This is a genomic window from Streptomyces sp. NPDC012935 (genome assembly GCF_042900345.1).
GTDB lineage: Bacteria > Actinomycetota > Actinomycetes > Streptomycetales > Streptomycetaceae > Streptomyces.
In genome coordinates, this window is sequence record NZ_JBIBBC010000005.1 from 127443 (window position 1) to 151305 (window position 23863).

Below are 23863 nucleotides of genomic sequence, written 5' to 3' on the forward strand. Positions count from 1 at the left end.
AGCCCCACAGTGGCCTGACATGACGACCAGCACCTGGGCCCTCCCCCGCGTCCTGCGCGACCGCAATGCCGCCCTCTACCTCACCGGAGCCGTCGTCTCCGGCTTCGGCACCTCGGCGCTGTGGCTGGTGTCCGGCGTGTGGGTGAAGGACCTCACCGGCTCCGACGGCCTGGCCGCGCTGTGCATGCTCGCCATGTGGGCCCCCACCCTGGCCGGCCCGCTCCTGGGCACGCTCGCCGACCGCATCCGCCGCAAGCCCCTGCTGATCGGCGCGAACCTCCTCCTGGCCGCCCTCCTGCTCACCCTCTTCACCGTCGACTCCCCGGCCCGCCTCTGGCTCCTCTTCGCGGTCCTCTTCGTCTACGGCGCCGCAGGCGTCGTCCACGACGCCGCCGAGTCCGCCCTCGTCGCGAGCGCGGTCCCCGCGTCGCTGCTCGGCGACTTCAACGGGCTGCGCATGACCGCCTCCGAGGGCATGAAGCTTCTCGCCCCGCTGGCCGGCGCGGGCGTCTACGCGGCGTACGGGGGCGCGAGCGTCGCCCTGCTCGACGCCGTGACGTTCGTGGTCGCGACCGGCCTGTACGCGTGCCTGCGCGTGCGCGAGAGCAGGCCCGAGCGGCCGCCCGGCGACTGGCGGACGCAGACCGCCGAGGGCGCCCGCTTCCTGTGGGGGCACCCGCGGCTGCGCCCCCTCGTCCTGGCCGGCGGCAGCACCATGCTGTTCGCAGGGCTCAGCGGGGCGACGATCTACGCCGTCATCGACGGTCTAGGGCACGACCCCGCGTACGCCGGTGTGCTGTACGCCGTCCAAGGGGCCGGTTCCGTCGCGATCGGGCTGCTGTCCGGCCCCTTGCTGCGCCGACTCGGCGAACGCCGTTTCGCCGCGTACGGCATCGCCCTGACGGCCACCGCGGCCGGCCTGCGGGCGATCCCGTCCGATCCGGTGGCCCTGGCCTGCAGCGCGGCGGCCGGCGTGGGGTTGCCCTGTGTGCTGATCGCCGCGCTCACCGCCGTGCAGCGCGAGACGCCGGACGCGCTGCTCGGCCGTACGGCCGCCACGGCCAACACGCTCGTCTTCACGCCGAACGTCATCGGGCTGGCGGCAGGTGCGGCGCTGGTCGAACTGCTCGACGTACAGCTGCTGCTGGCCCTCCTGGGCCCGGCGTGGCTGCTGACCGCCCTGCCGCTGCTTCAGAGGGCGGCGAGCGCCTCCCGCACCGCGGCCAAGTCGTCGTCGGACGCCAACCCCGCGTGATAGAGCCGGATCTCGGTGGCCCCCAGCTCACGCGCGCGTGCCGTGTCCGACGCCAGCGTGCCCGGGCTTCCGCCCATGCCGGAGACCACGCCGAAGTTGGCGGCCAGGACCGCGCCGTCACGGCCTTGCTCCGCGAAGGGCGCCAGCAGGCCGGGGCCGCCCGCGCACGGCACGACGACGCCGTCCGCGACGGACAGGATGTGCTCGGGGTCGACGCCGGCGTTCGCGCCGACGTGATACGTCACCGGGTCGGCGTGCAGCAGCACCTGGAAGCCGTCGGGAGCGGCGCGGCGCACCGCCCGGACGGCCGTCTCCTGGAGCGTGCGGGCGGTTTCGTCACGCCACGCGCGTGTGGCCGCCGCCCTCTGCGGGCCGAGCAGCTTCTCGACGCCGGCCCACCCCCCGTCGTCCGCCGCTCCCCGCCACAGCGGCTCCAGGGCGATGCGTACCGCTGCCGCCAGCTCGTCGGCGTCCAGGCCCTGGGCGCCGTAGCCCTCCCGGCAGGTCGGGCAGAAGCAGAGCGCCATCAGGTACGTCCCGGCGTCCCCGAGCGGGACTCCGCCGGTCTTGTCGTGGGCGTGCAGGTGCTGCAAGCCGTACCAGCCGAGGGACTCGAGCTCGGTGCCGCGGGCCCCCGGGCGTACGGCGGCCTCGGCGGCCAGGTCGACGAGGTACGCGCGGGTGGCGGGCTGCGCGATGCACGGGGCCCAGGGATAGCGGTCGCCGTAGGCATTGACGACCGAGGTGTGCGGATGGTCGGCGCCCAGGCGGGAGTTGTGCGCGAGGACCACCCAGGTGTGCACCTCCAGCCCGGCGGTCGCCAGCGCTTCGGCCGCCTCGCCGAAGGCGTCGCCGGGTGCCCAGTCCCCGGCCGGGTACGGGCGCAGCTCCCGGCCCGTCCACCGGTCGTCCGCCGGGTAGAGCACGGCCGCGTGCTCGGCGGTGACGATGCGGTGGCGGGGATGGCGCGGGGTGAGGGCGCGGGTGGAGTGGTAGGCGGAGGCGAGCGTCACTTGTCGCACGCCGAGGGCGGCGATCCTCGCGGGTGCCCCCGGGTCTCCGTTGACGTCCCAGGGGTAGACGAATGCCGACGCCTTCACTCGGTGTCCTCCGGCTCCTTCTCCAGCAGCGCGTGACCGCGCTCGATCACCTCGGCGAGCTGCTTGACATGATCCTCGCCCGGCTCGTCCAGCGGCGGCCTGACCTCCCCCACGTCCAGCCCCCGCAGCCGTACGCCGGCCTTGACGAGGGCGACGGCGTATCCGCGGCCCTGGGCACGCAGTTCGACGAAGGGGCGGTAGAAGCCGTCCAGGAGGCGGGTGACGGTCGCGTCGTCGCCGGCCTCGAGCGCGCCGTAGAAGGCGAGGGCGATCTCCGGGGCGAAGCAGAACACGGCGGAGGAGTAGAGCGTGACGCCGATGGCGCGGTAGGCGAGCTGGGTCTGTTCGGCGGTCGGCAGGCCGTTGAAGTAGAGGAACTCGCCGGGGTACCCGGTGCGTACGGCGCTGACGATCCGCTGCATGAGGTCCAGGTCACCGAGCCCGTCCTTGAGCCCGATCACGCCGTCCGTGCGGGCCAGCTCGACGACGGTGTCCGGGGTGAAGACGGCGTTGTCGCGCTGGTAGACGATGACGGGGAGCGTGGTCGCCGCCGCGATCTCCCGGTAGTGCCGCAGCAGGCCCTCCTGCCCGGCAAGGACGAGATACGGCGGCATGGCGAGCAGCCCGTCCGCCCCGGCCCCCTCGGCGAGCCGCGCGTACCGGACGGCGAGGGCGGTGCCGTATCCGGCGCCCGCGACGACCGGCACGCGTCCCGCGGCAGCCTCTACGGCCACCCGCACGCAGGCCTCGTACTCCTCGGGCGTGAGCGCGTGGAACTCCCCGGTACCGCAGCACGCGAACACGGCGGCCGCACCGGCGTCCACGCCGCGCCGGACGTGGGTGCGGTACGTGTCGAGGTCGACCGAGCCGTCGGAGCCGTAGGCGGTGACGGGGAAGAACAACGGCCCGCCGGGAACGCTGAGGCGTGCGGCAAGGGGGGCTGGCGTCACGGGCTCTCCCTAGAACGAGGACGTAACGAGGGCGGCTGCACGGGAACGAGACGGTCGCATGCGGGATTCTGATCAGAGTTTACGTTTATGAACGCATGACGCACCACCCTTGACGGGCAAGGTCGATGATCCTTAACTTGTCCATGAGTGTGAATACCGTGCATGCATACGGCCCTGGACTCAAGGAGAACCGAGGATGCCAGCCCCCCGCACCGTTCTGCTCACCGGCGCCGCCGGCGGACTCGGCACCCTGATGCGGGACCTCCTCCCGGCGTACGGCTATGAGCTGCGGCTCCTGGATCTGCGGCCCATCGAGGGCGAGCCGGGCACGATCGTCGCCGACCTCGCCGACCGGGAGGCACTGCGCGAGGCCGTGCGGGGTGTCGACGCGATCATCCACCTCGCCGGGATCTCCCTGGAAGCCCCGTTCGAGAAGATTCTCCGGGCGAACATCGAGGGCACGTACCACCTGTACGAGGCCGCCCGCGAGGAGGGCGTCGGACGCATCGTCTTCGCCTCCTCCAACCACGCGGTGGGCTTCACACCCCGCCCCGCGGGCACCGCGCCGCACGAGCCGAGCGCGCTGATCCCGATCGACACCCCGCGCCGCCCGGACACCTTCTACGGCCTGTCCAAGTCCTTCGGCGAGGACCTCGCGCAGTTCTACTGGGACAAGCACGGCCTGGAGACGGTGTCCGTGCGCATCGGCTCCTGCTTCCCCGAGCCGACCAGCGTCCGGATGCTCTCGGTGTGGATGAGCCCCGCCGACGGCGCCCGCCTCTTCCACGCGGCCCTGACCGCCGAGGACGTGGGGCACACGGTCGTCCACGGCTCCTCGGCGAACACCCGTCTGTGGTGGGACCTGACGACCGCCCGCTCCCTCGGCTACGAGCCGCAGGACGACTCCGAGCCGTACGCCGAGAAACTGATCGCCGAACAGGGCGAGCTCGACCCGGAGAACATCGCGCACACCTACCTGGGCGGTCACTTCGTCAGCGACCCGCCGATCTGGCCGTACTGATATCCGGCGCCGGCGAGATTCGGCCATACCGAAATCCGGCCGTACTGACCGAAAGATTTCGCCGCAAGAGGGCGGGCGGGCACCGAACGGGCCCGCCCGCCGCCGTATTCGGGCACCACGCACGCCCGATCTCACGCGCCCCACCACAACCATGCAGGTCCGAGACGGGCACACCGCACCGTGAACGGGCACACACGGGCAGCATCGAACCTGCAACAGAGCTGGTCAGTGCCGAACACCCGCTGTAGAACTTCCCCCATGGGCCGCACCGGGCCCGAACGGGCAGCAAGCGGAAGGCAAGGGTCGGCATGAGCACCAGGACGGCGGAAGAACGCCAGCGCGAGATCGTGCTGGCCGCACGGCGCGACGGCTCGGTCGACGTCACCGCGCTCGCCGCCGAGCTGGGCGTGGCCAAGGAGACGGTACGGCGGGACCTGCGCGTCCTGGAGGACCACGGCCTGCTCCGGCGTACCCATGGCGGCGCCTACCCGGTGGAGAGCGCCGGCTTCGAGACGACTCTCGCCTTCCGGGCCACCAGCCATGTTCCCGAGAAGCGCAGGATCGCGGCCGCCGCGGCCGAGCTGCTCGGGGACGCCGAGACGGTCTTCGTCGACGAGGGCTTCACCCCGCAGCTCATCGCCGAGGCCCTGCCCACCGACCGGCCGCTGACCGTGGTCACCGCGTCCCTGCCGGTCGCGGGCGCGCTGGCCGAGACGGAGCACGTCTCCGTGCTGCTGCTCGGCGGCCGGGTGCGGTCCGGCACCCTCGCCACCGTCGACCACTGGACGACGAAGATGCTGGCGGGCTTCGTCATCGACCTGGCGTTCATCGGCGCCAACGGCATCTCCCGCGAACACGGCCTGACCACCCCCGACCCGGCCGTCAGCGAGGTCAAGGCACAGGCGATCCGGGCCTCGCGCCGCACGGTGTTCGCGGGCGTGCACACCAAGTTCGGGGCGGTCAGCTTCTGCCGGTTCGCCGACATCGGCGCACTGGAGACGATCGTCACCAGCACCCTGCTCCCCGCGGCCGAGGCCCACCGCTACTCGCTGCGGGGACCCCAGGTCATCCGGGTCTGACCGCCACCGCACTCCGAGATCGCAACTCACTCCCCCACAGGGCACTTTCACGTATCGCAACACCCCTTATCTCCCCATACGTCCCCTCTTTCACGTCCAGGAGCGATCCATGCGAACCCAGAGCCGACGGAGGCCACCGCGAGCCACGCTCGCCATGGCCGCCGCAGGGACGCTGCTCGCCCCGCTGCTCTCCGGCTGCTGGGTCGGAGCCGGCGGGGCGGGGGCGGGCGGCAACTCGATCAACGTCCTCATGGTCAACAACCCCCAGATGACCGAGTTGCAGAAGCTGGCCCCGGCCTTCACCAAGGAGACCGGCATCAAGGTCAACTTCACCGTCCTGCCCGAGAACGACGTCCGCGACAAGATCAGCCAGGACTTCGCCAACCAGGCGGGCCAGTACGACGTCGCCACCCTCTCCAACTACGAGATACCGATCTACGCCCGCAACGGCTGGCTGAAGGAGATGAACTCCTACGTCGCAAAGGACCCGGCCTACGACGAGCAGGACGTCCTCAAGCCGATGCGGCAGTCCCTGACCGGCGACGACGGCAAGCTCTACGGCCAGCCCTTCTACGGCGAGTCGTCCTTCCTGATGTACCGCAAGGACGTGCTCGAGAAGGAAGGCCTGACGATGCCCGCGCACCCCACCTGGCAGCAGGTGGCGGACATCGCGGCGAAGGTGGACGGCGCCGAGCCGGGCATGAAGGGCATCTGCCTGCGCGGTCTGCCGGGCTGGGGCGAGGTGATGGCCCCCCTCACCACCGTCGTGAACACTTTCGGCGGCACCTGGTTCGACAAGAACTGGAAGGCACAGCTGGACTCCCCGGAGTGGGAGAAGGCGACGAAGTTCTATGTCGACCTGGTCCGCGAGCACGGTGAGTCGGGAGCGGCCCAGTCCGGCTTCGCCGAGTGCCTGAACAACATGACCCAGGGCAAGGTCGCCATGTGGTACGACGCCACCTCCGCGGCCGGATCCCTGGAAGCGGCCAAGTCCCCGGTCAAGGGCAAGCTCGGCTACGCACCCGCGCCCGTCGACAGGACCGAGTCCTCCGGCTGGCTCTACACCTGGGCCTGGGGCATCCAGCAGGCGTCCCGCAACCCCGACAACGCCTGGAAGTTCGTGTCCTGGGCGTCCAGCAAGCAGTACGAGCAGCTGGTGGGCGACGAGATCGGCTGGTCCAACGTCCCGGCCGGCAAGCGCGCCTCCACCTACGCCAACCCTGCCTACCGCGAGGAGGCGGCCGCCTTCCAGGAGATGACGAAGGAGGCCATCGAGGGCGCCCGCCCGAACGACCCCGGCGTACAGCCGCGCCCCGCGCCCGGCATCCAGTTCGTCGGCATCCCCGAGTTCACCGACCTCGGGACCAAGGTCTCCCAGGAGATCAGCGCGGCCATCGCCGGGCGCCAGTCCGTCGAGTCGGCCCTGAAGAAGTCCCAGCAGCTCGCCGAGAAGATCTCCGAGGAGTACGAGGGGCGATGACAGCGACGACAACGGCCCCCGTGGCCACGACACCTGTGCGCACCACCCGCCAACCGTCCGCCCGCCTGCGCGCCTGGGCGACCCGGGCACCCTTGCTGCCCGCCCTGATCTTCATGGTCGTGGTGACCCAGCTGCCGTTCGTGGCGACGCTGGTGATCTCCTTCTTCGACTGGAACTCCCTCTACCCGGACGCCCGCCACTTCACCGGCATCGACAACTACCGGGAGGTCCTCACCGACGCGGACCTGCGCCACTCGGTGTGGACGACCGTGCTGCTGACGGTCGCCGTGGTGCTGGCGAGCCTGGTGCTGGGGCTGATCCTGGCGCTGCTCCTGGACCGGAAGTTCAAGGGCCGGGGCGTGGTCCGCACCCTGCTGATCGCCCCGTTCCTGGTGGTGCCCGTGGCCGCGGCCCTGCTCTGGAAGCATGTGCTCTACAACCCTGAATACGGCCTATTCAATGGGCTGTTGCACTATGTGGGCGGCCCACAGCCGGACTGGATCTCCAACACCCCGCTCCTCGCGGTCGAGGCCTCCCTCGTCTGGCAGTGGACGCCGTTCATGATGCTGATCCTGCTGGCCGGCCTGCAGAGCCGCGACCACGAACAGATCGAGGCGGCCCGCGTCGACGGCGCGAGCGACTGGCAGATCTTCCGCCACCTGACACTCCCCCACCTGCGCCGCTACCTCGAACTCGGTGCCCTGCTGGGCTCGATCTACATCGTCCAGAACTTCGACGCGGTGTTCACGATCACGTCAGGCGGCCTCGGCACGGCGAATCTCCCCTACACCGTCTACCAGAGCTTCTACCAGGCCCATGAGAACGGCCTCGCCTCGGCCGCGGGCGTCCTGGTGGTCATCGGCTCGATCATCATCGCGACCTTCGCGCTGCGCGTGGTGTCGTCCCTGTTCCGCGAGGAGGTGTCGCGCGCATGAGTGCAGTGGCCGTACGACTTCGCAGCCGCCGCAAGGGAGTTGGCCTCGGCCTGGTGGCCTGGCTGCTCGGGATCCTGTTCTTCCTGCCGATCGCGTGGATGGCCCTGACGTCCTTCCACTCCGAGGCGGACGCGGCGACCAACCCGCCGTCCTTCGCCGCGTCGCTGACGCTGGACGGCTACCGCGAGTTCTTCGGCGCGGGCGGCGGCGCGAGCCCCTGGCCGGCCCTGATCAACTCGACGGTGGCATCGGTGGCGTCGACCCTGTTCGTCCTGGTGCTCGCCTTCCCGGCTGCCTACGCCCTGTCGATCCGCCCGGTGAAGAAGTGGACGGACGTCCTGTTCTTCTTCCTCTCCACGAAGATGCTGCCCGCCGTGGCAGGCCTCCTGCCCCTGTACCTGTTCGCGAAGAACACGGACATGCTCGACAACATCTGGCTGCTGGTCATCCTCTACACCTCCATGAACCTGCCGATCGCGGTGTGGATGATGCAGTCCTTCCTCGCCGAGATCCCGGTCGCCGTGATCGAGGCGGCAAGGGTGGACGGCGCGAAGCTGCCGACGATCCTCACGCGCGTGGTGGCCCCCATAGCCCTCCCGGGCATCGCCGCAACGGCCCTGATCTGCTTCATCTTCAGCTGGAACGAGCTGCTGTTCGCCCGAGTGCTGACCGGAGTGGTCGCCGAGACCGCCCCCGTCTTCCTGACCGGCTTCATCACCAGCCAGGGCCTGTTCCTGGCGAAGGTCTGCGCCGCGTCGCTCGTCATCTCCCTGCCGGTGCTCGCCGCGGGGTTCGCCGCCCAGGACAAGCTGGTCCAGGGCCTGTCGTTGGGAGCCGTGAAATGAAGGCCGCCGTCATCGAGTCCGTCGGGAAGGCCGTGGTCGCCGAGGTCCCCGACCCGACACCCGGCCCGCGCGAGGTCGTCGTCGAGGTGGCGGCATGCGGCCTGTGCGGCACGGACCTGCACATCCTGCAGGGCGAGTTCGCCCCCGAGCTGCCCATCGTCCCCGGGCACGAGTTCGCGGGCGAGGTGGTCGGGGTCGGCACCCAGGTCACGGAGCTGACGGTGGGCGACCGCGTGGCCGTGGACCCGTCTCTCTACTGCTACGAATGCCGCTACTGCCGTACGGGCCACAACAACCTCTGCGAACGCTGGGCGGCGATCGGTGTGACGACGGCGGGCGGCGCGGCGCGCTATGCGGTTGCCCCGGTCGCGAACTGCGTCCGGCTCCCCGACCACGTCCGCACCCAGGACGCGGCCCTCGTGGAACCCCTCTCCTGCGCCGTCCGCGGCTACGACGTCCTGCAGTCCCGCCTCGGCGCCCACGTCCTGATCTACGGCTCGGGCACCATGGGGCTGATGATGCTGGAGCTGGCCAAGCGGACGGGGGCGGCCAGCGTGGACATGGTGGACATCAACCCGGCCCGCCTGGAAACGGCCCGCCGCCTCGGCGTCTCGGCCTCCGCGGCCAACCCGGACGAACTGGACCGCCCCCAGGGCTGGGACCTCGTCGTCGACGCCACCGGTAACGCGGCGGCGATCCAGGACGGCCTGGACCGGGTCGCCAAGGCGGGTACGTTCCTGCAGTTCGGGGTCGCCGACTACGCGACACGCGTCACGATCGACCCGTACCGCATCTACAACCAGGAGATCACCATCACGGGCTCGATGGCCGTCCTGCACAGCTTCGAGCGCGCGGCGGAACTCTTCGCGAACGGCGTCCTCGACCCCGAGATCTTCATCAGCGACCGGATCCCGCTGGACCGGTACCCGGAGGCGCTGGAGCAGTTCGCGTCGGGGGTGGGCCGGAAGATCGTGGTGGTTCCGTAGGGTTCTTCGAAGGCCGGAGGGGCTGAATTTCCAGCGCCGGTCCAGGCAAATTCAGCCCGTCCGGCGTTTGAGGACGAGGCCGTTCAGGCCGAAGCGGGGGTCTGGGGGCGGCAGCCCCCAGGTACGGGACGGGAAGGGGCGGCGGGGGCGAAAACACGGCTCCCGCCGAATGGCCGTGGGTAAGGGAACGGTAAAGCGCCCCCGCTCGTTCACGGACCATGACAGCTATGACCCCCGGCTCGAACATCCCTCTCTCCGCCGCGCGCGTGACGGTGGACGTCGCCGCCCCGGTGCGGCTCGACGTATCGGGCCTGCTGCTCACCGCCGACGGCAAGGTGCGCTCCGACGACGACTTCATCTTCTACAACCAACCGTCCGGCCCCGGCGTGACGTACCGCTCAGGCGGCGGCACCAGCCCCGACGCGATCATGGTCGACACCGCGGCCGTACCCCCCGGCATCGAGAAGATCGTCGTCACCGCCAGCCCCGACGCCGCCGGCCAGACCTTCCAGGGCATCGAACCGACGGCCACCATCCGCAACGCGGACGACAACAGCGTCCTGGCCACCTTCACGCCCCCGCAACTCGGCACCGAGACGGCCCTGGTGATCGTCGAGGTCTACCTGCGCAACGGCGCCTGGAAGGCCCGCGCCGTCGGCCAGGGCTACGCCAACGGCCTGGCCGGCATCGCCACCGACTTCGGCGTCACGGTCGAGGAACCGGCCCCGGCCGCCCCCGTCGCCCCGCCGCAACCCACGATGCAGCCCCCGGCCACCCCGCCGGCCCCGCCCCTGTCCACCCCTGCACCCCAGGCACCCCAGCCCCCCGCCGCTCCCCCGGCCCCGCCCGCGCCGCCCGCCCCCGGCGCCGGGAAGATCAACCTGGACAAGGGCCGCGTAAGCCTCCAGAAGAACCAGACGGTCTCCCTCGTCAAGGGCGGCCGCCCCCTGCTCTCCCAGGTCAAGATGGGCCTCGGCTGGGAGCCGGCGTACCGCGGCAAGGACATCGACCTGGACGCCTCCGTCATCGCGTACGGCCCGCAGCGCAACCACATCGACAGCTGCTACTTCGGCAAGCTCCAGATCGTGCAGGGCGCGATCCGCCACTCCGGCGACAACCTCACCGGCGAGGGCGGCGGGGACGACGAGGTCATCACCGTGGACCTCGGACGCCTGCCGCAGGAGGTCACCGGACTCGTCTTCACGGTCAACTCCTTCTCCGGCCAGAAGTTCACCGAGGTCGCCAAGGCCTACTGCCGGCTGATCGACGCCGCCTCCGGCGAGGAACTCGTCCGCTTCGACCTCACCAACGCCGAAGCGCAGACGGGCGTGATGATGGCGAAGCTGATCAAGCAGTTCTCCGGCGAGTGGGAGATGACGGCCATGGGCGACTTCGTGAAGTCCCGCACGGTGCGGGGGATGGTGAAGCCGGCGGCCCAGGCGCTGTAGACAGCCGTACGACGTCCAGGGCGCCCCCCCGTCGAAGGGGGCGCCCGGGCCTGGGGAGGCGGCAGCAGTCAGGCGGCCGAAAAGCAGTGCCAAGGGACGTGCAGGGCCAATGGGTTGCGGTGCTTTCGGCTGTCCGCCGAGGCGCCCCCGGCCCACCGCGCCGTCAGGCCGAGGCCCGCACCACGAGCTCCGGGACCACCCACGCCTCGGCGCCCCGCAGGGGTTCCTCACCGGCGCGCAGCCGGGCGACCTGCTCGACGGCCAGCCGTCCCAGCCGCCGTTTGTCGATGTGCAGGGTGGTCAGGGCGGGCTCCACCAACTCGCCCAGCGACAGCCCGTCGAAGCCCATGACGGCCAGGTCGTCCGGCACCCGCCGGCCGCGCCGCCGGGCGGCCCGCATGGCACCGACCGCGATCAGGTCGTTGAAGCCGAAGACGGCCGTGATGCCGGGCCGGGCCTCCAGCAGCCGCTCCATGCCGGCCTCGCCGCCGGCCACGCTGTGCTCGGGACTCAACGCGATCCAGCTGTCGTCGACCGGCAGGCCGTGCCGCCGTGCCAGCTCCAGGAAGGCCTGTCTGCGCGGGGCGGGGCCGTGCACACCGTCCAGCATGCCGATCCGGCGGTGCCCCGCGGCGAGCAGGTGCGCCATGCCCTGTTCGAGACCGGCCGCGGCGTCGATGCCCACGGCCGCGAAACAGGTCTGCTGCGGCCCGCGTTCCAGCAGTACCAGCGGTACGCCGCCGAGGTGCCGGGCGAGCACGTCCTCCGGGCTCTGGAAGTAGCCCACGATCGCGTCGGCCTGGTGGGACAGCGCATCGAGCGCATCGCGCTCCCGGGCCTCGTCGATGCGGGAGTCCCACATCACCACCTGCCAGCCGCGCTGCTCGGCCGCCTCCAGCACACCGGCGGCCACCTCGGGGAAGAAGGGGTTCATCAGATCCGGGATCACCAGCCCCGCCGTCACGGTCCCCTTCTGCACGAGGCCGCGCGCGAACCGGCTCGGCCGGTAGTCCAGCAGCCGCGCCGCCTCCAGCACCCGTTCCTTCGTCGCCGGGTCGATCTCGCCCTTGTCGTTGACCGCACGGGAGACGGTCTGCCGTGACACTCCGGCCAGCTTCGCGACATCGTGGATCGTGGCCCGGCGGCGGGGACCGTCAGGCCGTTCGACACTCGGCTCCCGCTGCTGATCGTCCGCCCGCACGCTGTGCACTTTATCCGGCCAGGTGCGCGGCACGGCAGGGGCCCGCACCGCAAGGACGGCCCGGTCCCGCAGCTCGGCGCGGGCGGCCGCTCAGAACAGCGCGCTGTACGCGTTCAGCGCGGGCTGCCCGCCGAGGTGGGCGTAAAGGACGGTGGAGTCCGGCGCGATCTCCCCGCGCGAGACCAGGTCGATCATCCCGGCCATCGACTTGCCCTCGTAGACCGGGTCCGTGACCATGCCCTCGGTCCGCGCCGCCAGCCGCATCGCCTCCAGCGTCGCCTCGTCCGGTATCCCGTACGTGCCCGCGTGGTAGCGGTCGTCGAGCTCGACGTCCGCCTCGGTCAACTCGCGCTTTACGCCGATGAGCCGGCCGGTGTTGCCGGCGATCCGTGCGATCTGCTCGCGTGTGGTGGCGGGCCTGGCCGAGGCGTCGATGCCGAGCACCCGGCGCCGGCTGCCGCCCGCCTCCTCCAGGGCTGCGAATCCTGCGACCATGCCGGCCTGCGTGGAGCCGGTCACCGAGCACACGATCACGGTGTCGAAGAAGACGCCCAGCTCCCGCTCCTGCTCGGCCACTTCGTACGCCCAACCGGCGAAGCCGAGCCCGCCGAGCGGGTGGTCCGAGGCGCCGGCCGGGATGGCGTACGGCTTCCCGCCCGACTCCTCCACATCGCGCAGCGCCTGCTCCCAGCTCTCCTTGAAGCCGATCCCGAACCCGGCCCGCACCAGGCGTACGTCGGCCCCGGCGAGCCGGCTGACGAGGATGTTACCGACCTTGTCGTACACCGAGTCGGGCCAGTCCACCCAACTCTCCTGGACCAGCACGCACTTGAGCCCGGCGCGGGCGGCCACCGCGGCGACCTGGCGGGTGTGGTTGGACTGCACGCCGCCGATCGAGACGAGGGTGTCGCAGCCCTTCGCGAGTGCGTCGGCGACCAGGTACTCCAGCTTGCGGGTCTTGTTGCCGCCGTACGCGACGCCGGAGTTGCAGTCCTCACGCTTGGCCCAGAGGGAGGCTCCGCCGAGGTGGGCGGTCAGGCGTTCCAGGGGGTGCACGGGGGACGGGCCGAAGAGGAGGGGGTAACGGTCGTACGAGGAAAGGGACATGGGGTCCTCCCGGGATGAGTCAGTCGCTGTCGGCGAGTTCGGCCAGCCCTCGCCAGATCTCCGCCGTGACCCGGACCGCCTCGTCCACGTCACCGGCCGCGCACGCCTCGATCAACCGCTCGTGCAGCCCGGCCGAACGGCAGGTCCCGCCCTCGCCGAAGCGCCGGCGCTCCAGGCGGCGGATGAGCGGCGTGTAGCGGGCGACGGTGGCGGCGGCCGCGCGGTTGCCGCTCACCCGCACCAGCACGTCGTGCAGTTCGTCGTCGGCCCGCAGGGCGAGGTCCACCTCGCCGGCCGCGACGGCGGTGCCGAAGCGCTCGTTGGCGGCGCGCATGATCTCCACGTCCGCGGCTGCCAGCCGGGGCACGGCGACCCGTGTCACCAGCTCGTGCATGGCACCGACGACGGCGGCCGCGTCGCGTACCTCGGCGGCGTCGACCGACGTCACGCGCGTGTAGCTCTGCGGCTTGCTCTCCAGCAGCCCCTCGTCCACGAGCCGCGAGAACGCCTCGCGCACCGGCGCCCGGGACAGCCCGAGCCGCTCAGCGAGGTCGGCGTCCCGCACCACCGCGCCGGGCTCGATCTCCCCGGCCACGATGGCATCCCGGATCGCTTCACAGGCCCGGTCCCTGAGCAGGGTCCGGGCTACGGGTCGTAGCGCCTCCATGAACTGAAATGTTAGATGTCAACCAGGGCGACGGCAAGGGCGTGGCCAAGGGGCATGGGCAATGAGAGTGGCCCGCACTCCCCACGCGGTGCGGGCCACTCTCGACTCAGGCAGCTCGGATGGACTCAGGCGGCCCAGGGCCAGTCGGCGTCCCGAGCGCCCTCCAGCAGCGGCACCATCCGGAAGGCCGCGTCCGAGAGCCCGCCGAAGGTGTGCCGGTTACCCGTCCCCGACGGGCCGTGGCCCGCCCGGTACCCGGCGAGGTTCCAGGTGTAGACCGGCACGTCGGCCGGAACCTGCTCGGTCGGGTCGCCGTGGTTGCTGGGGGCGTACTGCTCGTCGGTGACGATCAGCACCCGGTCGTGCTTGCGGTAGTGCCGGCGCACGGCCTCGGTGGTGTTCGTGCCGCCGAGGTCCCCGAAGCGCCCCAGGACCTTCAGCACCGACTCGCCCTTGCGGAAGGCGATCTCGCCGCTGCCGGTACCGAACTGGACGAGGTCCGCGTCCGCCGCCCGCAGCGCGAGCGCCGTGCCGAAGATCGCCGCCGCGTCGGCGCGGTTGAGCTGCGAGCGGTCGGACAGCCGAGACCAGAACATCGAGCCCGAGCGGTCGACGAGCACCAGCGTCCGGCCGGGCAGCGCCGGCACCTGGGCCAGCGAGTGGCCGAGCGCCTGCTCCAGCGGGTACGCCCAGCGCAGCGACGGCGCGTGCTGATAGGCGGCGAGGTACCGGAAGGGGAACTGCCGCGACCGTACGACCTCCGCGGGATCACTGATCCGGGCGGCGACCTGGGCCGCCACCTCGTCCGAGACCCCGGCCTCGTCGAAGTTCCGCAGATTCCTGACGAGCGCCATGGCGCCCATCGACGGAATCACGGCCTCCCAGGCCTCCTTGTCCATCGGCCCCTGCAGCCAGCCGGCCAGTGCCTCCCACGTCATCCCGGCCGCCGCGAGCCGCTCGGCACCGCCGTCCGACGTGACCACCGCACGCCTCTGTTCGACGGGCAGTGCCATCAGCTCGCGATGCGCGACCAGCGTCCGGTCGGACGCGGGCGGCACGGCGGTGTCCGGGTTGTGCCGGCGGTCGAGGGCGTACCGGAAGAGGTCGCCCTGTCCCGGCCTGTCCGGGTCCGGGGACGCGTGCACCACGTTGAGGATGTCGCCGAAGCGGTAGCCCTTGGACGCGGTGTCGTACTTCAGCAGCGACCTGCCGCTGTAGAGCCGGCGTACGGCGTCGGCGACACCGCGCTTGACCGGCTTGGGGACGTTACGGCCGTACAGCGCGGTCCAGTACGCGAGCAGTTCGCCGGGCTCGTCCGGCCGCTGGAGTACGGAGGCGATGACCTGCCGGTTCGACGGACCGTCGGTGGCCCCGGCGTCCAGACGGGCCTTCACGTACTCGGCGGCGCCCACGACGGCGGCCGTACGGAGGTTGCCCTCGCCGCGCAGCCAGCCGAGCAGGCCGGCGGTCCACTCGGGGTCGGTGACGGCGAGCTCGCCCACGAGGCGCGCGAACCGGTCGTCACGGTCGGCGCCGGACTCGTAGAAGGTCTGCTGCGAGACGAAGTTGGCGACCGACAGCAGGAAGAGCTCGGAGCGCGCGTCGCGCTCACGTCCCAGGCCGCCCTCGTAGGTACGGAGCACTCGCCCGGTCGAGGTGACCCGCGAGGTCGGCCGCGCCTTGGCGGCACGCCTGTTGAATCGTGCCATGGTGAATCCCCCCGAATTCGTTTGCTTTTCGGAGAGAGGCGCAGCAAAAGGTGGATGCCCGAGATCAGTAGTCGGCGACGGACTAATCAGATGCTCTATCCGATTGAGCTACACCGACCCGAAGTCGGTGACGGGACTTGAACCCGCAACCCTCTGATCCCATGAAGTAACCGTTGCCTGCGCACCGGGCACCCACCATGAGCTGCGCCTCCCGAGATCAAGTCGGCGGCGGCATCTGATTCTTTGAAGAGAAGAAGTAGCCGCTGCCATCGCACCGGGAGGTGCGTGACGTTGTGATCTCACTGTAGGAGGCGCAACTCGGGCCGGGCGACCGAATTAATTACCGCCGCTGCCGCTTCCACGGTCCCGTGATGGCCAGCATGATGCCGGGGGTCTGGATGCTGGCGTAGAGGGTCTTTCCGTCGCACGAGAACGTGACGCCGGTGAACTCGCTGTATTCGGGCTCGTCCTCGGTGCCGATGTTCAGCTCGTTGCGGGCGATCGGGTACGTGCGGCCGCTGTCGGTGGCGCCGAAGAGGTGCTGGACACCCTCGCCGTCCTCGGCGATGACGAGACCGCCGTACGGAGAGACGGTGATGTTGTCCGGGCCGTCGAAAGCGCCGTCCTTGGCCGGGTCGGGGTTGACGCCGAGCAGGACCTTCAGAGTGAGGGTGCGGCGCTTGGGGTCGTAGAACCAGACCTGGCCGTCGTGCCGGCCGGGGCTCTCCTCACGGGCGTACGAGGAGACGATGTACGCGCCGCCGTCGCCCCACCACATGCCCTCCAGCTTGCGGGCGCGGGTGATCTCGCCGGCGGCGAACTGCTTGCGCACGGGCGTGGTCTTCGCGTCGCGGTCGGGGACGTCCACCCAGTCGACGCCGTACACCGTGCCGATCTTCGTGGCGCGGGAGAGGTCGTCGACGAACTTGCCGCCGGAGTCGAAGCACTTGGGCGCCTGGAGGACGCCGGCGTCGTCGGCCAGCTTGCGGAACTTGCCGCGGCCGTACTCGAAGCCCTTCGGCGGGGTCCAGCGGAAGAACAGGCCGTTGGGTGAGGCAGCGTCCTCGGTGAGGTAGGCGTGGCCGCGCTTGGGGTCGATGACGACGGCCTCGTGGTCGTAGCGGCCGAAGAACTTCAGCGGCTTGGGGTCCTTGTTGGCGCGCCGGTCGATGGGGTCGACCTCGAAGACGTATCCGTGGTCCTTGGTCATGCCGTTGGTGCCGGCCTTGTCGGAGTTCTCCTCGCAGGTGAGCCAGGTGCCCCAAGGGGTGCTGCCGCCCGCGCAGTTGGTGGAGGTGCCCGCGATGCCGACCCATTCGGCGACCTGCCCGCCGGGGCGGACCTCGACGACGGTGCAGCCGCCGGCCGCTGCGGGGTCGTAGACGAGGCCCTCGGTGAGCGGGACGGGGTGGTCCCAGCCGGCGCGCGGGCCCTTCAGCTCGTGGTTGTTGACGAGGAGGGTCGTGCCGCGCGGGCCGTCGAAGGCGGCCGTGCCGTCGTGGTTCGAGGGGGTGAACTCGCCCGACTCCAGCTTGGTCCTACCGCTGTAGGTGATGATCCGGTACTCGAACCCGGCGGGCAGCGCGAGGAGCCCCTTCGGGTCCGGGACGAGGGGTCCGTACCCGACACCGCCACAGTGGACGTCCGCGGACTTCTCGCTCGCGGTCTCGGACTCCGTGGAGGCGAGCGCGTTCGGCGCGGTGGCGAGAACGCCGGCGCTGCCAGCCAGCGCGACACCGGCCCCGGTGATCGCGGAATTCCTGGCGAAGTCCCTGCGGGTGAGCGACATGCTGTCTCCTGTGACCGTGGGTGTGCCGTGGAGGGCGGCGAACTCCGGAACGGCGTAACGCTCCCGCCTGTTTCTGAACGCGGGTTGAACGCCGGAAGGATTCAGTGGAGCTACCTCAATGAATCAGCACGGCGCAGGACAACGCCCGCAAGGGGCGCGGGGAACTGCGCGACCAGCCCCCACTTCCCCGCAGCCGCCACCGGACCGTCAACCACCCTGTTGCGACCGCGCCTTGAAGGCAGCCTTCCGCGCTTCCTTCGCGATCTTCTTGTCCGGATGCAACCGCCCCATCGCCTCCAGCACATCGGCCGTGGCCGGGTGCTCGACCCGCCAAGCCGCCGCGAAGAACCCGCTGTGCTGCGCGGCCAGTCCCTCCACCAGCGCTCGCAGCTCGTCGGAGTTGCCCTCGGCCGCGAGCTGCGCGGCAAGCGTGTCGACGGTCAGCCAGAACACCAGGTCCTGGGAGGGCGGCGGTACGTCGGAGAACCCCGCCTCGGTGAGCCAGACCCGAGCCAGCCCGCCCAGCTCGGGATCGTCGAGGACCTCCCGCAGCGCCGGCTCGGCCTCAGCGCCCACCAGGGACAGCGCCTGCTGGCAGCGCAGCCGCCGCAGCGGCGCCCCGGCGTCCAGGCCGCGCGCCGCCGCCAGCAACTCCCGCGCCGCGGCCAGAGGTTCGCGCCCGGCCAGCCACTGCACGGTCTCGGCGTGCGCGGCGGCCTGCGGGAAGGTGGCGGTGCCATCGAGCAGCGCGTCGGCGCCCTTGTCCGCCAGATCCCCGACCGCGGGCGACTCGAACCCGGCCTCCAGCAGCCGCGCCCGCAGCCCGTACAGCCCGAGCGGGGTCAGCCGCACCATGCCGTAGCGCGACACGTCGGTGTCGTCGACGGTGGCCGCGGCCTCCTCGGTGCCCTCGACGTCCGCCATCAGGGCCTCGTCGACCGGCTGGTACTCCACCAGGCCGACCGGCTCCAGCAGCCGGAACTGGTCGTCCAGGCGCATCATCGCGTCGGAGACCTGCTCCAGCACGTCGTTCGTGGGCTCGCCCATGTCGTTGGGCACGATCATCGACGCGGCGAGGGCCGGCAGCGGCACGGGGGCGTCGCCGGGACCGTCCTCGCTGACCGTCAGCAGGTACAGGTTGCCGAGCACTCCGTCGAGGAACTCCGCCTCGGCCTCGGGGTCCCAGTCCAGTGTGGAGAGGTCGATCTCGCCGTCCGCGCCCATGGCGCCGACCAGGTCGTCGAGGTCCGGCACGCTCGCGTCCGCGAGCACCGTCTCCAGCGCGCCGAGCCACACGGCCAGCACGTCCTGCGGCGAACCGCCGGTCAGCAGCGCCAGATCCGCGCCCGCCGCGACGGTGCCCGCCTCCTCGTCGACGATCTCCACCAATCCGGTGTCGACGGCGACGCGGAAGGCCTCGCTGGCATACGCGGCGGCGTCGTCCCCGCTCAGATCGAGCACCTCGGCGGCGGCCGGCAACTGCTCTTCGACGAGGCCACCCCCGGCGTCGACGCGGGTGTCGGGCCCGGCCCAGCGGGCCAGCCGTGCGGCCCGGGCAAGCAACGGCGTGGACAGCGCGTCCCGCGCCAGCTCCGCTTCGGGACGCAGCCGCACCGGCGGCAGGGGGGAGCTGTCTGACATCGGCTGGTTCTCCTAGGGCGTTCCGCAGGGCCGCAGGCATCACGGCCCAGCCGCTCCACTTCACGGCTCAACCGCTCAGCCTAGACGGGTTTCCACCCATGCCGCCCGGTTCATCTCCCCGTCGGGCGGTGTACATGGCCGAAACCTTGACAACTGGCCCGAGCAGGCAGGAGATTGACGCGCGTAGAAATCGAGCGGACATCTGTTCACTGTATTTTCTACGCGCGTCGCCGCCGCCCCACCGGTCGCGCCTGCACCCATGGTTCCACGCACCACCCTCGTCCCGGCGCCCACGTATGTCCCCGGAGGGATCCCGTTGCCGAGCAAGAAGTCCGCGCGCCTCGCCGCGCTCACCGTCGCCGCCGTCTGTTCCGCGGCGTCCACTGTTGTCCTCACCGCGCCCGCGCACGCCGATTCCGTGCGCATCCATGACATCCAGGGCAGCACCCGCATATCCCCGTACGCCGGCAAGCAGGTCACGGACGTGGCCGGAATCGTCACCGGCGTGCGCACCTACGGCTCGTCCAGAGGTTTCTGGATCCAGGATCCGGACGCCGACGCCGACCAGGCCACCAGCGAGGGCGTCTTCGTCTTCACCAGCTCCGTCCCGAAGGTCGCCGTCGGCGACTCGGTCCTGGTGGCGGGCACGGTCTCCGAGTACGTCCCCGGCGGCACGACCTCCGGCAACCAGTCGCTCACCGAGATCACCAAGCCGACGGTCACCGTCGTCTCCAGCGGCAACGCCGTCCCCGCCGCTCAGGTCGTCGACGAGGACTCGGTGCCGGACCGGTACACGCCGGCCGGCGACGCCGCCGCGAAGGGCTCCATCGACGGCCTGACGCTGCGGCCGTCGAAGTACGCCCTCGACTACTACGAGTCCCTGGAGGGCATGAACGTCGAGGTCGCCGACGCCCGCGTGGTCACCGCGACCGACGACTTCTACGAGCTGTGGGTGACGGTGAAGCCATGGGAGCACCGCAACCGCCGCGGCGGCACGGTCTACGGCTCCTACGACTCCCAGAACACCGGCCGGCTGCAGATCCAGTCGCTCGGTCCGGGCGCCGAGTTCCCGGTCGCGAACGTCGGTGACACCCTCACCGGCACCACCGCCGGCCCGCTGGACTACAACCAGTTCGGCGGCTACACCCTCGTCGCGAGCGAGCTCGGCACCCTCAAGAGCGGTGGCCTCGAGCGGGAGACGACTCAGAAGCAGCGGCGCGACGAGCTCGCCGTCGCGACGTACAACGTCGAGAACCTCGACCCGTCCGACGCCACGTTCGCCGAGCACGCCTCCGCGATCGTGAACAACCTCCAGTCGCCCGACATCTTGTCCCTGGAGGAGATCCAGGACAACAACGGCGCGAAGAACGACGGCACGGTCGCCGCCGACCAGACGGTCGGCAAGCTGATCGACGCGATCGTCGCGGCGGGCGGCCCGGCCTACGACTGGCGTTCCATCGACCCGGTCGACAAGGCCGACGGCGGTGAGCCGGGGGGCAACATCCGTCAGGTGTTCCTGTTCAACCCGGAGCGGGTCTCCTTCACCGACCGCGCGGGCGGCGACGCCACGACCGCCGCCGGTGTGACCAAGGTGAAGGGCAAGGCGGCGCTGACCGTCTCCCCCGGCCGTGTCGACCCGGCGAACGCGGCCTGGACGAACAGCCGCAAGCCGCTGGCCGGAGAGTTCGTCTTCCGCGGCCGTACGGTCTTCGTGATCGCCAACCACTTCGCCTCCAAGGGCGGCGACCAGTCGCTGCACGCGCGGTACCAGCCGCCGACCCGCAGCTCGGAGACCCAGCGGCACCTCCAGGCGAGTGCGGTCAACACCTTCGTCAAGGACATCCTGGCCGTCCAGAAGAACGCGGACGTCGTCACGCTCGGCGACATCAACGACTTCGAGTTCTCCGGCACCACCGAGCTGCTGGAGGACGACGGCGCGCTGTGGTCGGCGATCAAGTCGCTGCCCAGGAGCGAGCGTTACTCCTACGTCTACCAGGGCAACGCCCAGACGCTGGACCAGATCCTGGTCAGCCCGTCGATCCGGCGCTCCTGCGACTTCGAGTACGACAGCGTGCACGTCAACTCGGAGTTCAACGACCAGATCAGCGACCACGACCCGCAGGTGCTGCGGTTCCGTCCGTAACCTCCGGTGAGGTTCAGGACTGGCTGAACACGCCGTTCAGCCAGTCCTGCCAGGCGGCCTCGATCGCCTTGGCGTCGGCGTCCGGTGCGAAGTCGTGGACGCTGATGCCGACCGGGGCACCCCAGTGGTTGCGTCCGAAAAGGCGGATGAGGGCGGTGTCCGTGCGCAGCCCGATGAAGTACGGGTCGCGGTAGTCGAGTACGGCGTCGAAGACCTCCGGCCCTCGCACGGTCACCCGCCCGCCCTGGGCGTCGCCGCTCCCGAGCCCGAGCGCCGGTGCGACGACGGCGAAGGCGTCGGGCGCCTGGCTCGCCTCCGGGCCTTCCAGCTGGGCGAAGGTCACCGGGCCGGGCGCGAAGTGCGTCAGGTACTCGCGCAGGGTGTGCAGATAGAAGTCGGTGTGCTTCGCGGCGCCGTCGTACTGGTTGTCCCAGTCGTCGGTGAAGATTCCGCTGTGCACATAGCGCACCCAGGCGCGCCTGCCTCCGTCGCGCGCCTCGATGACGTGCTCCAGCTGGTTGACCGACTGGGTCGGGAATCCGACGTCCTCGCTGCGGACGGTGAGGTGGTTCGGCGGATCCCACGCGGTGACCGTGGAGCCGAAGGCCGCGGCGCCGCCGACCCGCGGCTCGGGGGGGTCCATCGGCCAAAGATAGGCTCCGGTCCCCTGCGTGACGGCCTCCCACACCTCCTCCGGGGAGGCGTCGACCTCGAACTCACGGACGATCTCGAATTCCTTGGACATGGCGGGCTCCTGCTGATTACTGGTCGAGTGCGGGGGTCGGCTGGTCCTTGACCGTGGGGTGTACGGCGACCACGATGCGGTGATCGCGGCCGCCCTGAGCGCCGGGCGCGTCGTACTTGTGGATCAGCGCGCTCACGCCCGCCGTCAACTCCTGGATGAACGCGGCCCGTTCGGCCGCGGAGGCGAAGCGGACCTCGCCGTCCAGGGCGTACGTCGCCAGCCGCTTGCGGGCCTTCACGGCGCCGGTGATCAGCGAGCCGACGTCCCGGACGAGCCGGGCGCCGAGCGCGAGCAGCCAGCGGGCGGAGAGCTGGTCACGGAAGCGGTCCGGGTCCGGCTGCACGGCAGCGAGCGCGAGCGGCGAGATCACGTACGACGCGGCGGTCGCCTGCATCAGCCGCTCGGTGACGTTGCCCTTGCGGCGCTCGCCGGCCAGTTCCACCAGTCCGTGCCGCTCCAGTGCCTTGAGGTGGTAGTTCACCTTCTGCCTGGGCAGCCCGACCTTGCCGGCCAGCATGGCGGCCGACGCGGGGCCGGCCGCCAGCTCGGCGAGCAGCCGGGCCCTTGTGGGGTCCAGGGAGACGGCTGCGGCCTCGGGGTCCTCGATCACGGTGACGTCCAGCATGCGTCCACCCTCTCACCGAAAACTTTTTTTGTCCAGACGGCTGGAGTTTTCGGTGAGTTTTCGGTGAGGGAGGCGTCACTCGGGAACGAGGCCGACGGCGTGGTCGTACCGGCTGACCGTGCTGCTCTTCAGCCCCGGCCAGGTCTGGACGCGGTGCCACAGCTCGGTCGCCGAGCCGATGCCGTCACCCGGGGCGGCGAGGGCGTCGATGTGGTCCGCGGCGCTCTCCCACTCGGCGTAGTTGAGGACGCGGGTGCCGTCGGTGCTCAGGTGGAAGTGGGCGGAGATACCCCCGGGATGGGGCTTCGGCTCGCTCTCCAGGGCCTCGAAGACGGTGTCGACCCAGGCGCGCTGCCGGTCGGGGTCGGGTCCCTCGAACTCGATGTCGACGATCACGATGCAGCCGGGGACGCGGGTGTCGCCCTCGCGGGTGCCGCTGCGGTAGTGCCGGTACCGGCCGAGTCCCAGCCGCTCGATGCCCGGTACGGCGGTGTCGATCTCGTCGTTGCGCTCCTGGCGGTGGGTCTTCACGAACGCCTCGTAGGCCTGCTCGCTGCGCCACTGCGAGTAGTGCAGGAGGGTGGCGGCGTCGTGCCCGGTGTAGACGTGGTAGCCGAGCAGGCCGTCGGCGGGCCAGGGGCGGTGCTCCCAGGTGCCGGCGATCGCCTCGACGGTCTGCTGCTGCCGCAAGGGGGTGCCGACCCGCCAGGTACTGAAGAAGGGGGCGCCGATCTCGGGGCGGGTGAGGTCGGGGTGGGCGTCGGTGCGACGGGTCATGGATGCCTCCGGAGCCGGTGGTCGATGCGTGCACTGAACACCTTTCGACCTCAACCAGACTTGAGGTCAAGTGGCCCTCGGAAGGCGGGATTCACGACGGCACCGGGCGGCGCGGGACCCGGATACACACAGACCGGCACGGGACCCGGATACACACAGACCGGCACGGGACCCGGATACACACAGACCGGCGCGGGGCCCCGATCCACACAGAGCGGCGGGGGGGGGGGGGGGGGGGGCCCCGCCCCCCCCCCCCCCCCCCCCCCCCCCGGCCGCGGGGCGGCGGGGGGGGGGCGGCGCCCCCCCCCCCCCCCCCCCCCCCCCCCCCCCCCCCCGGTAGGAGTCCAGCAGCGCCTCACG

Annotated in this window: 20 protein-coding genes; 9 read left to right on the forward strand and 11 right to left on the reverse strand. The window is 71.0% G+C overall.

Going from position 1 to position 23863, the window contains the following annotated elements:
- The first annotated feature begins 19 nt into the window (after positions 1–19).
- On the forward strand, positions 20–1255 hold the full coding sequence (locus ACFY5C_RS14770) for an MFS transporter (RefSeq protein WP_389444361.1): 1236 nt from the start codon (positions 20–22) through the stop codon (positions 1253–1255).
- Here the strand turns inward: ACFY5C_RS14770 and ACFY5C_RS14775 are convergent.
- Positions 1192–2355, reverse strand: a complete 1164-nt coding sequence (locus tag ACFY5C_RS14775) for a hypothetical protein (RefSeq protein WP_389444363.1) — start codon at positions 2353–2355, stop codon at positions 1192–1194. The genes ACFY5C_RS14770 and ACFY5C_RS14775 overlap by 64 nt on opposite strands.
- Positions 2352–3305 carry a 5-dehydro-4-deoxyglucarate dehydratase gene (locus tag ACFY5C_RS14780; protein ID WP_389444365.1) on the reverse strand — a complete coding sequence of 318 codons (954 nt, stop codon included), beginning with the start codon at positions 3303–3305 and terminating at the stop codon, positions 2352–2354. Before ACFY5C_RS14780 ends, ACFY5C_RS14775 begins: the two co-directional genes overlap by 4 nt.
- Before the next feature lie 196 nt (positions 3306–3501).
- On the opposite strand from ACFY5C_RS14780, the gene ACFY5C_RS14785 reads away from it, so the two are divergent.
- The 7 genes from ACFY5C_RS14785 to ACFY5C_RS14815 all read left to right on the forward strand — a co-directional run bounded on the left by ACFY5C_RS14785 (position 3502) and on the right by ACFY5C_RS14815 (position 11099).
- On the forward strand, positions 3502–4326 hold the full coding sequence (locus ACFY5C_RS14785; RefSeq protein ID WP_389444367.1) for an NAD-dependent epimerase/dehydratase family protein: 825 nt from the start codon (positions 3502–3504) through the stop codon (positions 4324–4326).
- Positions 4327–4634: 308 nt separating this feature from the next.
- Positions 4635–5405 carry a DeoR/GlpR family DNA-binding transcription regulator gene (locus tag ACFY5C_RS14790; RefSeq protein ID WP_328882455.1) on the forward strand — a complete coding sequence of 257 codons (771 nt, stop codon included), beginning with the start codon at positions 4635–4637 and terminating at the stop codon, positions 5403–5405.
- 109 nt (positions 5406–5514) lie between these two features.
- Positions 5515–6885 (forward strand): ABC transporter substrate-binding protein, encoded by a 1371-nt coding sequence (locus tag ACFY5C_RS14795; RefSeq protein WP_389444369.1) that lies wholly within the window; start codon positions 5515–5517, stop codon positions 6883–6885.
- A complete protein-coding gene (locus tag ACFY5C_RS14800; RefSeq protein ID WP_389444371.1) occupies positions 6882–7820 on the forward strand; it encodes a carbohydrate ABC transporter permease in 939 nt (312 codons plus the stop codon). The genes ACFY5C_RS14795 and ACFY5C_RS14800 overlap by 4 nt, the downstream gene beginning before the upstream one ends.
- Positions 7817–8665 (forward strand): carbohydrate ABC transporter permease, encoded by an 849-nt coding sequence (locus tag ACFY5C_RS14805; RefSeq protein WP_328882452.1) that lies wholly within the window; start codon positions 7817–7819, stop codon positions 8663–8665. Before ACFY5C_RS14800 ends, ACFY5C_RS14805 begins: the two co-directional genes overlap by 4 nt.
- The gene (locus ACFY5C_RS14810; RefSeq protein ID WP_389444373.1) at positions 8662–9651 is read left to right on the forward strand and encodes a zinc-dependent alcohol dehydrogenase family protein; all 990 of its coding nucleotides are present in this window, start codon (positions 8662–8664) and stop codon (positions 9649–9651) included. Before ACFY5C_RS14805 ends, ACFY5C_RS14810 begins: the two co-directional genes overlap by 4 nt.
- A gap of 227 nt (positions 9652–9878) precedes the next feature.
- On the forward strand, positions 9879–11099 hold the full coding sequence (locus ACFY5C_RS14815) for a TerD family protein (protein ID WP_389444375.1): 1221 nt from the start codon (positions 9879–9881) through the stop codon (positions 11097–11099).
- Between the two features lie 163 nt (positions 11100–11262).
- On the opposite strand, the gene ACFY5C_RS14820 is transcribed toward ACFY5C_RS14815, so the two are convergent.
- The 6 genes from ACFY5C_RS14820 to ACFY5C_RS14845 all read right to left on the reverse strand — a co-directional run bounded on the left by ACFY5C_RS14820 (position 11263) and on the right by ACFY5C_RS14845 (position 19213).
- A complete protein-coding gene (locus ACFY5C_RS14820) occupies positions 11263–12300 on the reverse strand; it encodes a LacI family DNA-binding transcriptional regulator (protein ID WP_389444377.1) in 1038 nt (345 codons plus the stop codon).
- A 90-nt stretch (positions 12301–12390) separates the two neighbouring features.
- Positions 12391–13407 carry a 1-aminocyclopropane-1-carboxylate deaminase gene (locus ACFY5C_RS14825; RefSeq protein WP_389444379.1) on the reverse strand — a complete coding sequence of 339 codons (1017 nt, stop codon included), beginning with the start codon at positions 13405–13407 and terminating at the stop codon, positions 12391–12393.
- 19 nt (positions 13408–13426) lie between these two features.
- Positions 13427–14074, reverse strand: a complete 648-nt coding sequence (locus tag ACFY5C_RS14830; protein ID WP_389444381.1) for a GntR family transcriptional regulator — start codon at positions 14072–14074, stop codon at positions 13427–13429.
- A gap of 125 nt (positions 14075–14199) precedes the next feature.
- Positions 14200–15783 carry a TROVE domain-containing protein gene (locus tag ACFY5C_RS14835; RefSeq protein ID WP_389444383.1) on the reverse strand — a complete coding sequence of 528 codons (1584 nt, stop codon included), beginning with the start codon at positions 15781–15783 and terminating at the stop codon, positions 14200–14202.
- 340 nt (positions 15784–16123) lie between these two features.
- Positions 16124–17572: an alkaline phosphatase PhoX gene (locus ACFY5C_RS14840; protein WP_389444385.1), complete on the reverse strand. Its 1449-nt coding sequence runs from the start codon at positions 17570–17572 to the stop codon at positions 16124–16126.
- Positions 17573–17779: 207 nt separating this feature from the next.
- Complete coding sequence (locus tag ACFY5C_RS14845) at positions 17780–19213, reverse strand: hypothetical protein (RefSeq protein ID WP_389444387.1); 1434 nt, start codon at positions 19211–19213, stop codon at positions 17780–17782.
- A 316-nt stretch (positions 19214–19529) separates the two neighbouring features.
- Between ACFY5C_RS14845 and ACFY5C_RS14850 the strand changes: the two genes are divergently transcribed.
- Positions 19530–21356 carry an endonuclease/exonuclease/phosphatase family protein gene (locus ACFY5C_RS14850; protein ID WP_389444816.1) on the forward strand — a complete coding sequence of 609 codons (1827 nt, stop codon included), beginning with the start codon at positions 19530–19532 and terminating at the stop codon, positions 21354–21356.
- A gap of 13 nt (positions 21357–21369) precedes the next feature.
- Here the strand turns inward: ACFY5C_RS14850 and ACFY5C_RS14855 are convergent, their stop codons facing one another.
- The 3 genes from ACFY5C_RS14855 to ACFY5C_RS14865 all read right to left on the reverse strand — a co-directional run bounded on the left by ACFY5C_RS14855 (position 21370) and on the right by ACFY5C_RS14865 (position 23503).
- A complete protein-coding gene (locus ACFY5C_RS14855) occupies positions 21370–22101 on the reverse strand; it encodes an SRPBCC domain-containing protein (RefSeq protein WP_389444389.1) in 732 nt (243 codons plus the stop codon).
- 16 nt (positions 22102–22117) lie between these two features.
- Positions 22118–22726, reverse strand: coding sequence for an ArsR/SmtB family transcription factor (locus ACFY5C_RS14860; protein WP_389444391.1), 609 nt, complete (start codon positions 22724–22726; stop codon positions 22118–22120).
- A 75-nt stretch (positions 22727–22801) separates the two neighbouring features.
- Positions 22802–23503: an antibiotic biosynthesis monooxygenase gene (locus ACFY5C_RS14865; protein ID WP_389444393.1), complete on the reverse strand. Its 702-nt coding sequence runs from the start codon at positions 23501–23503 to the stop codon at positions 22802–22804.
- Positions 23504–23863 lie beyond the last annotated feature (360 nt).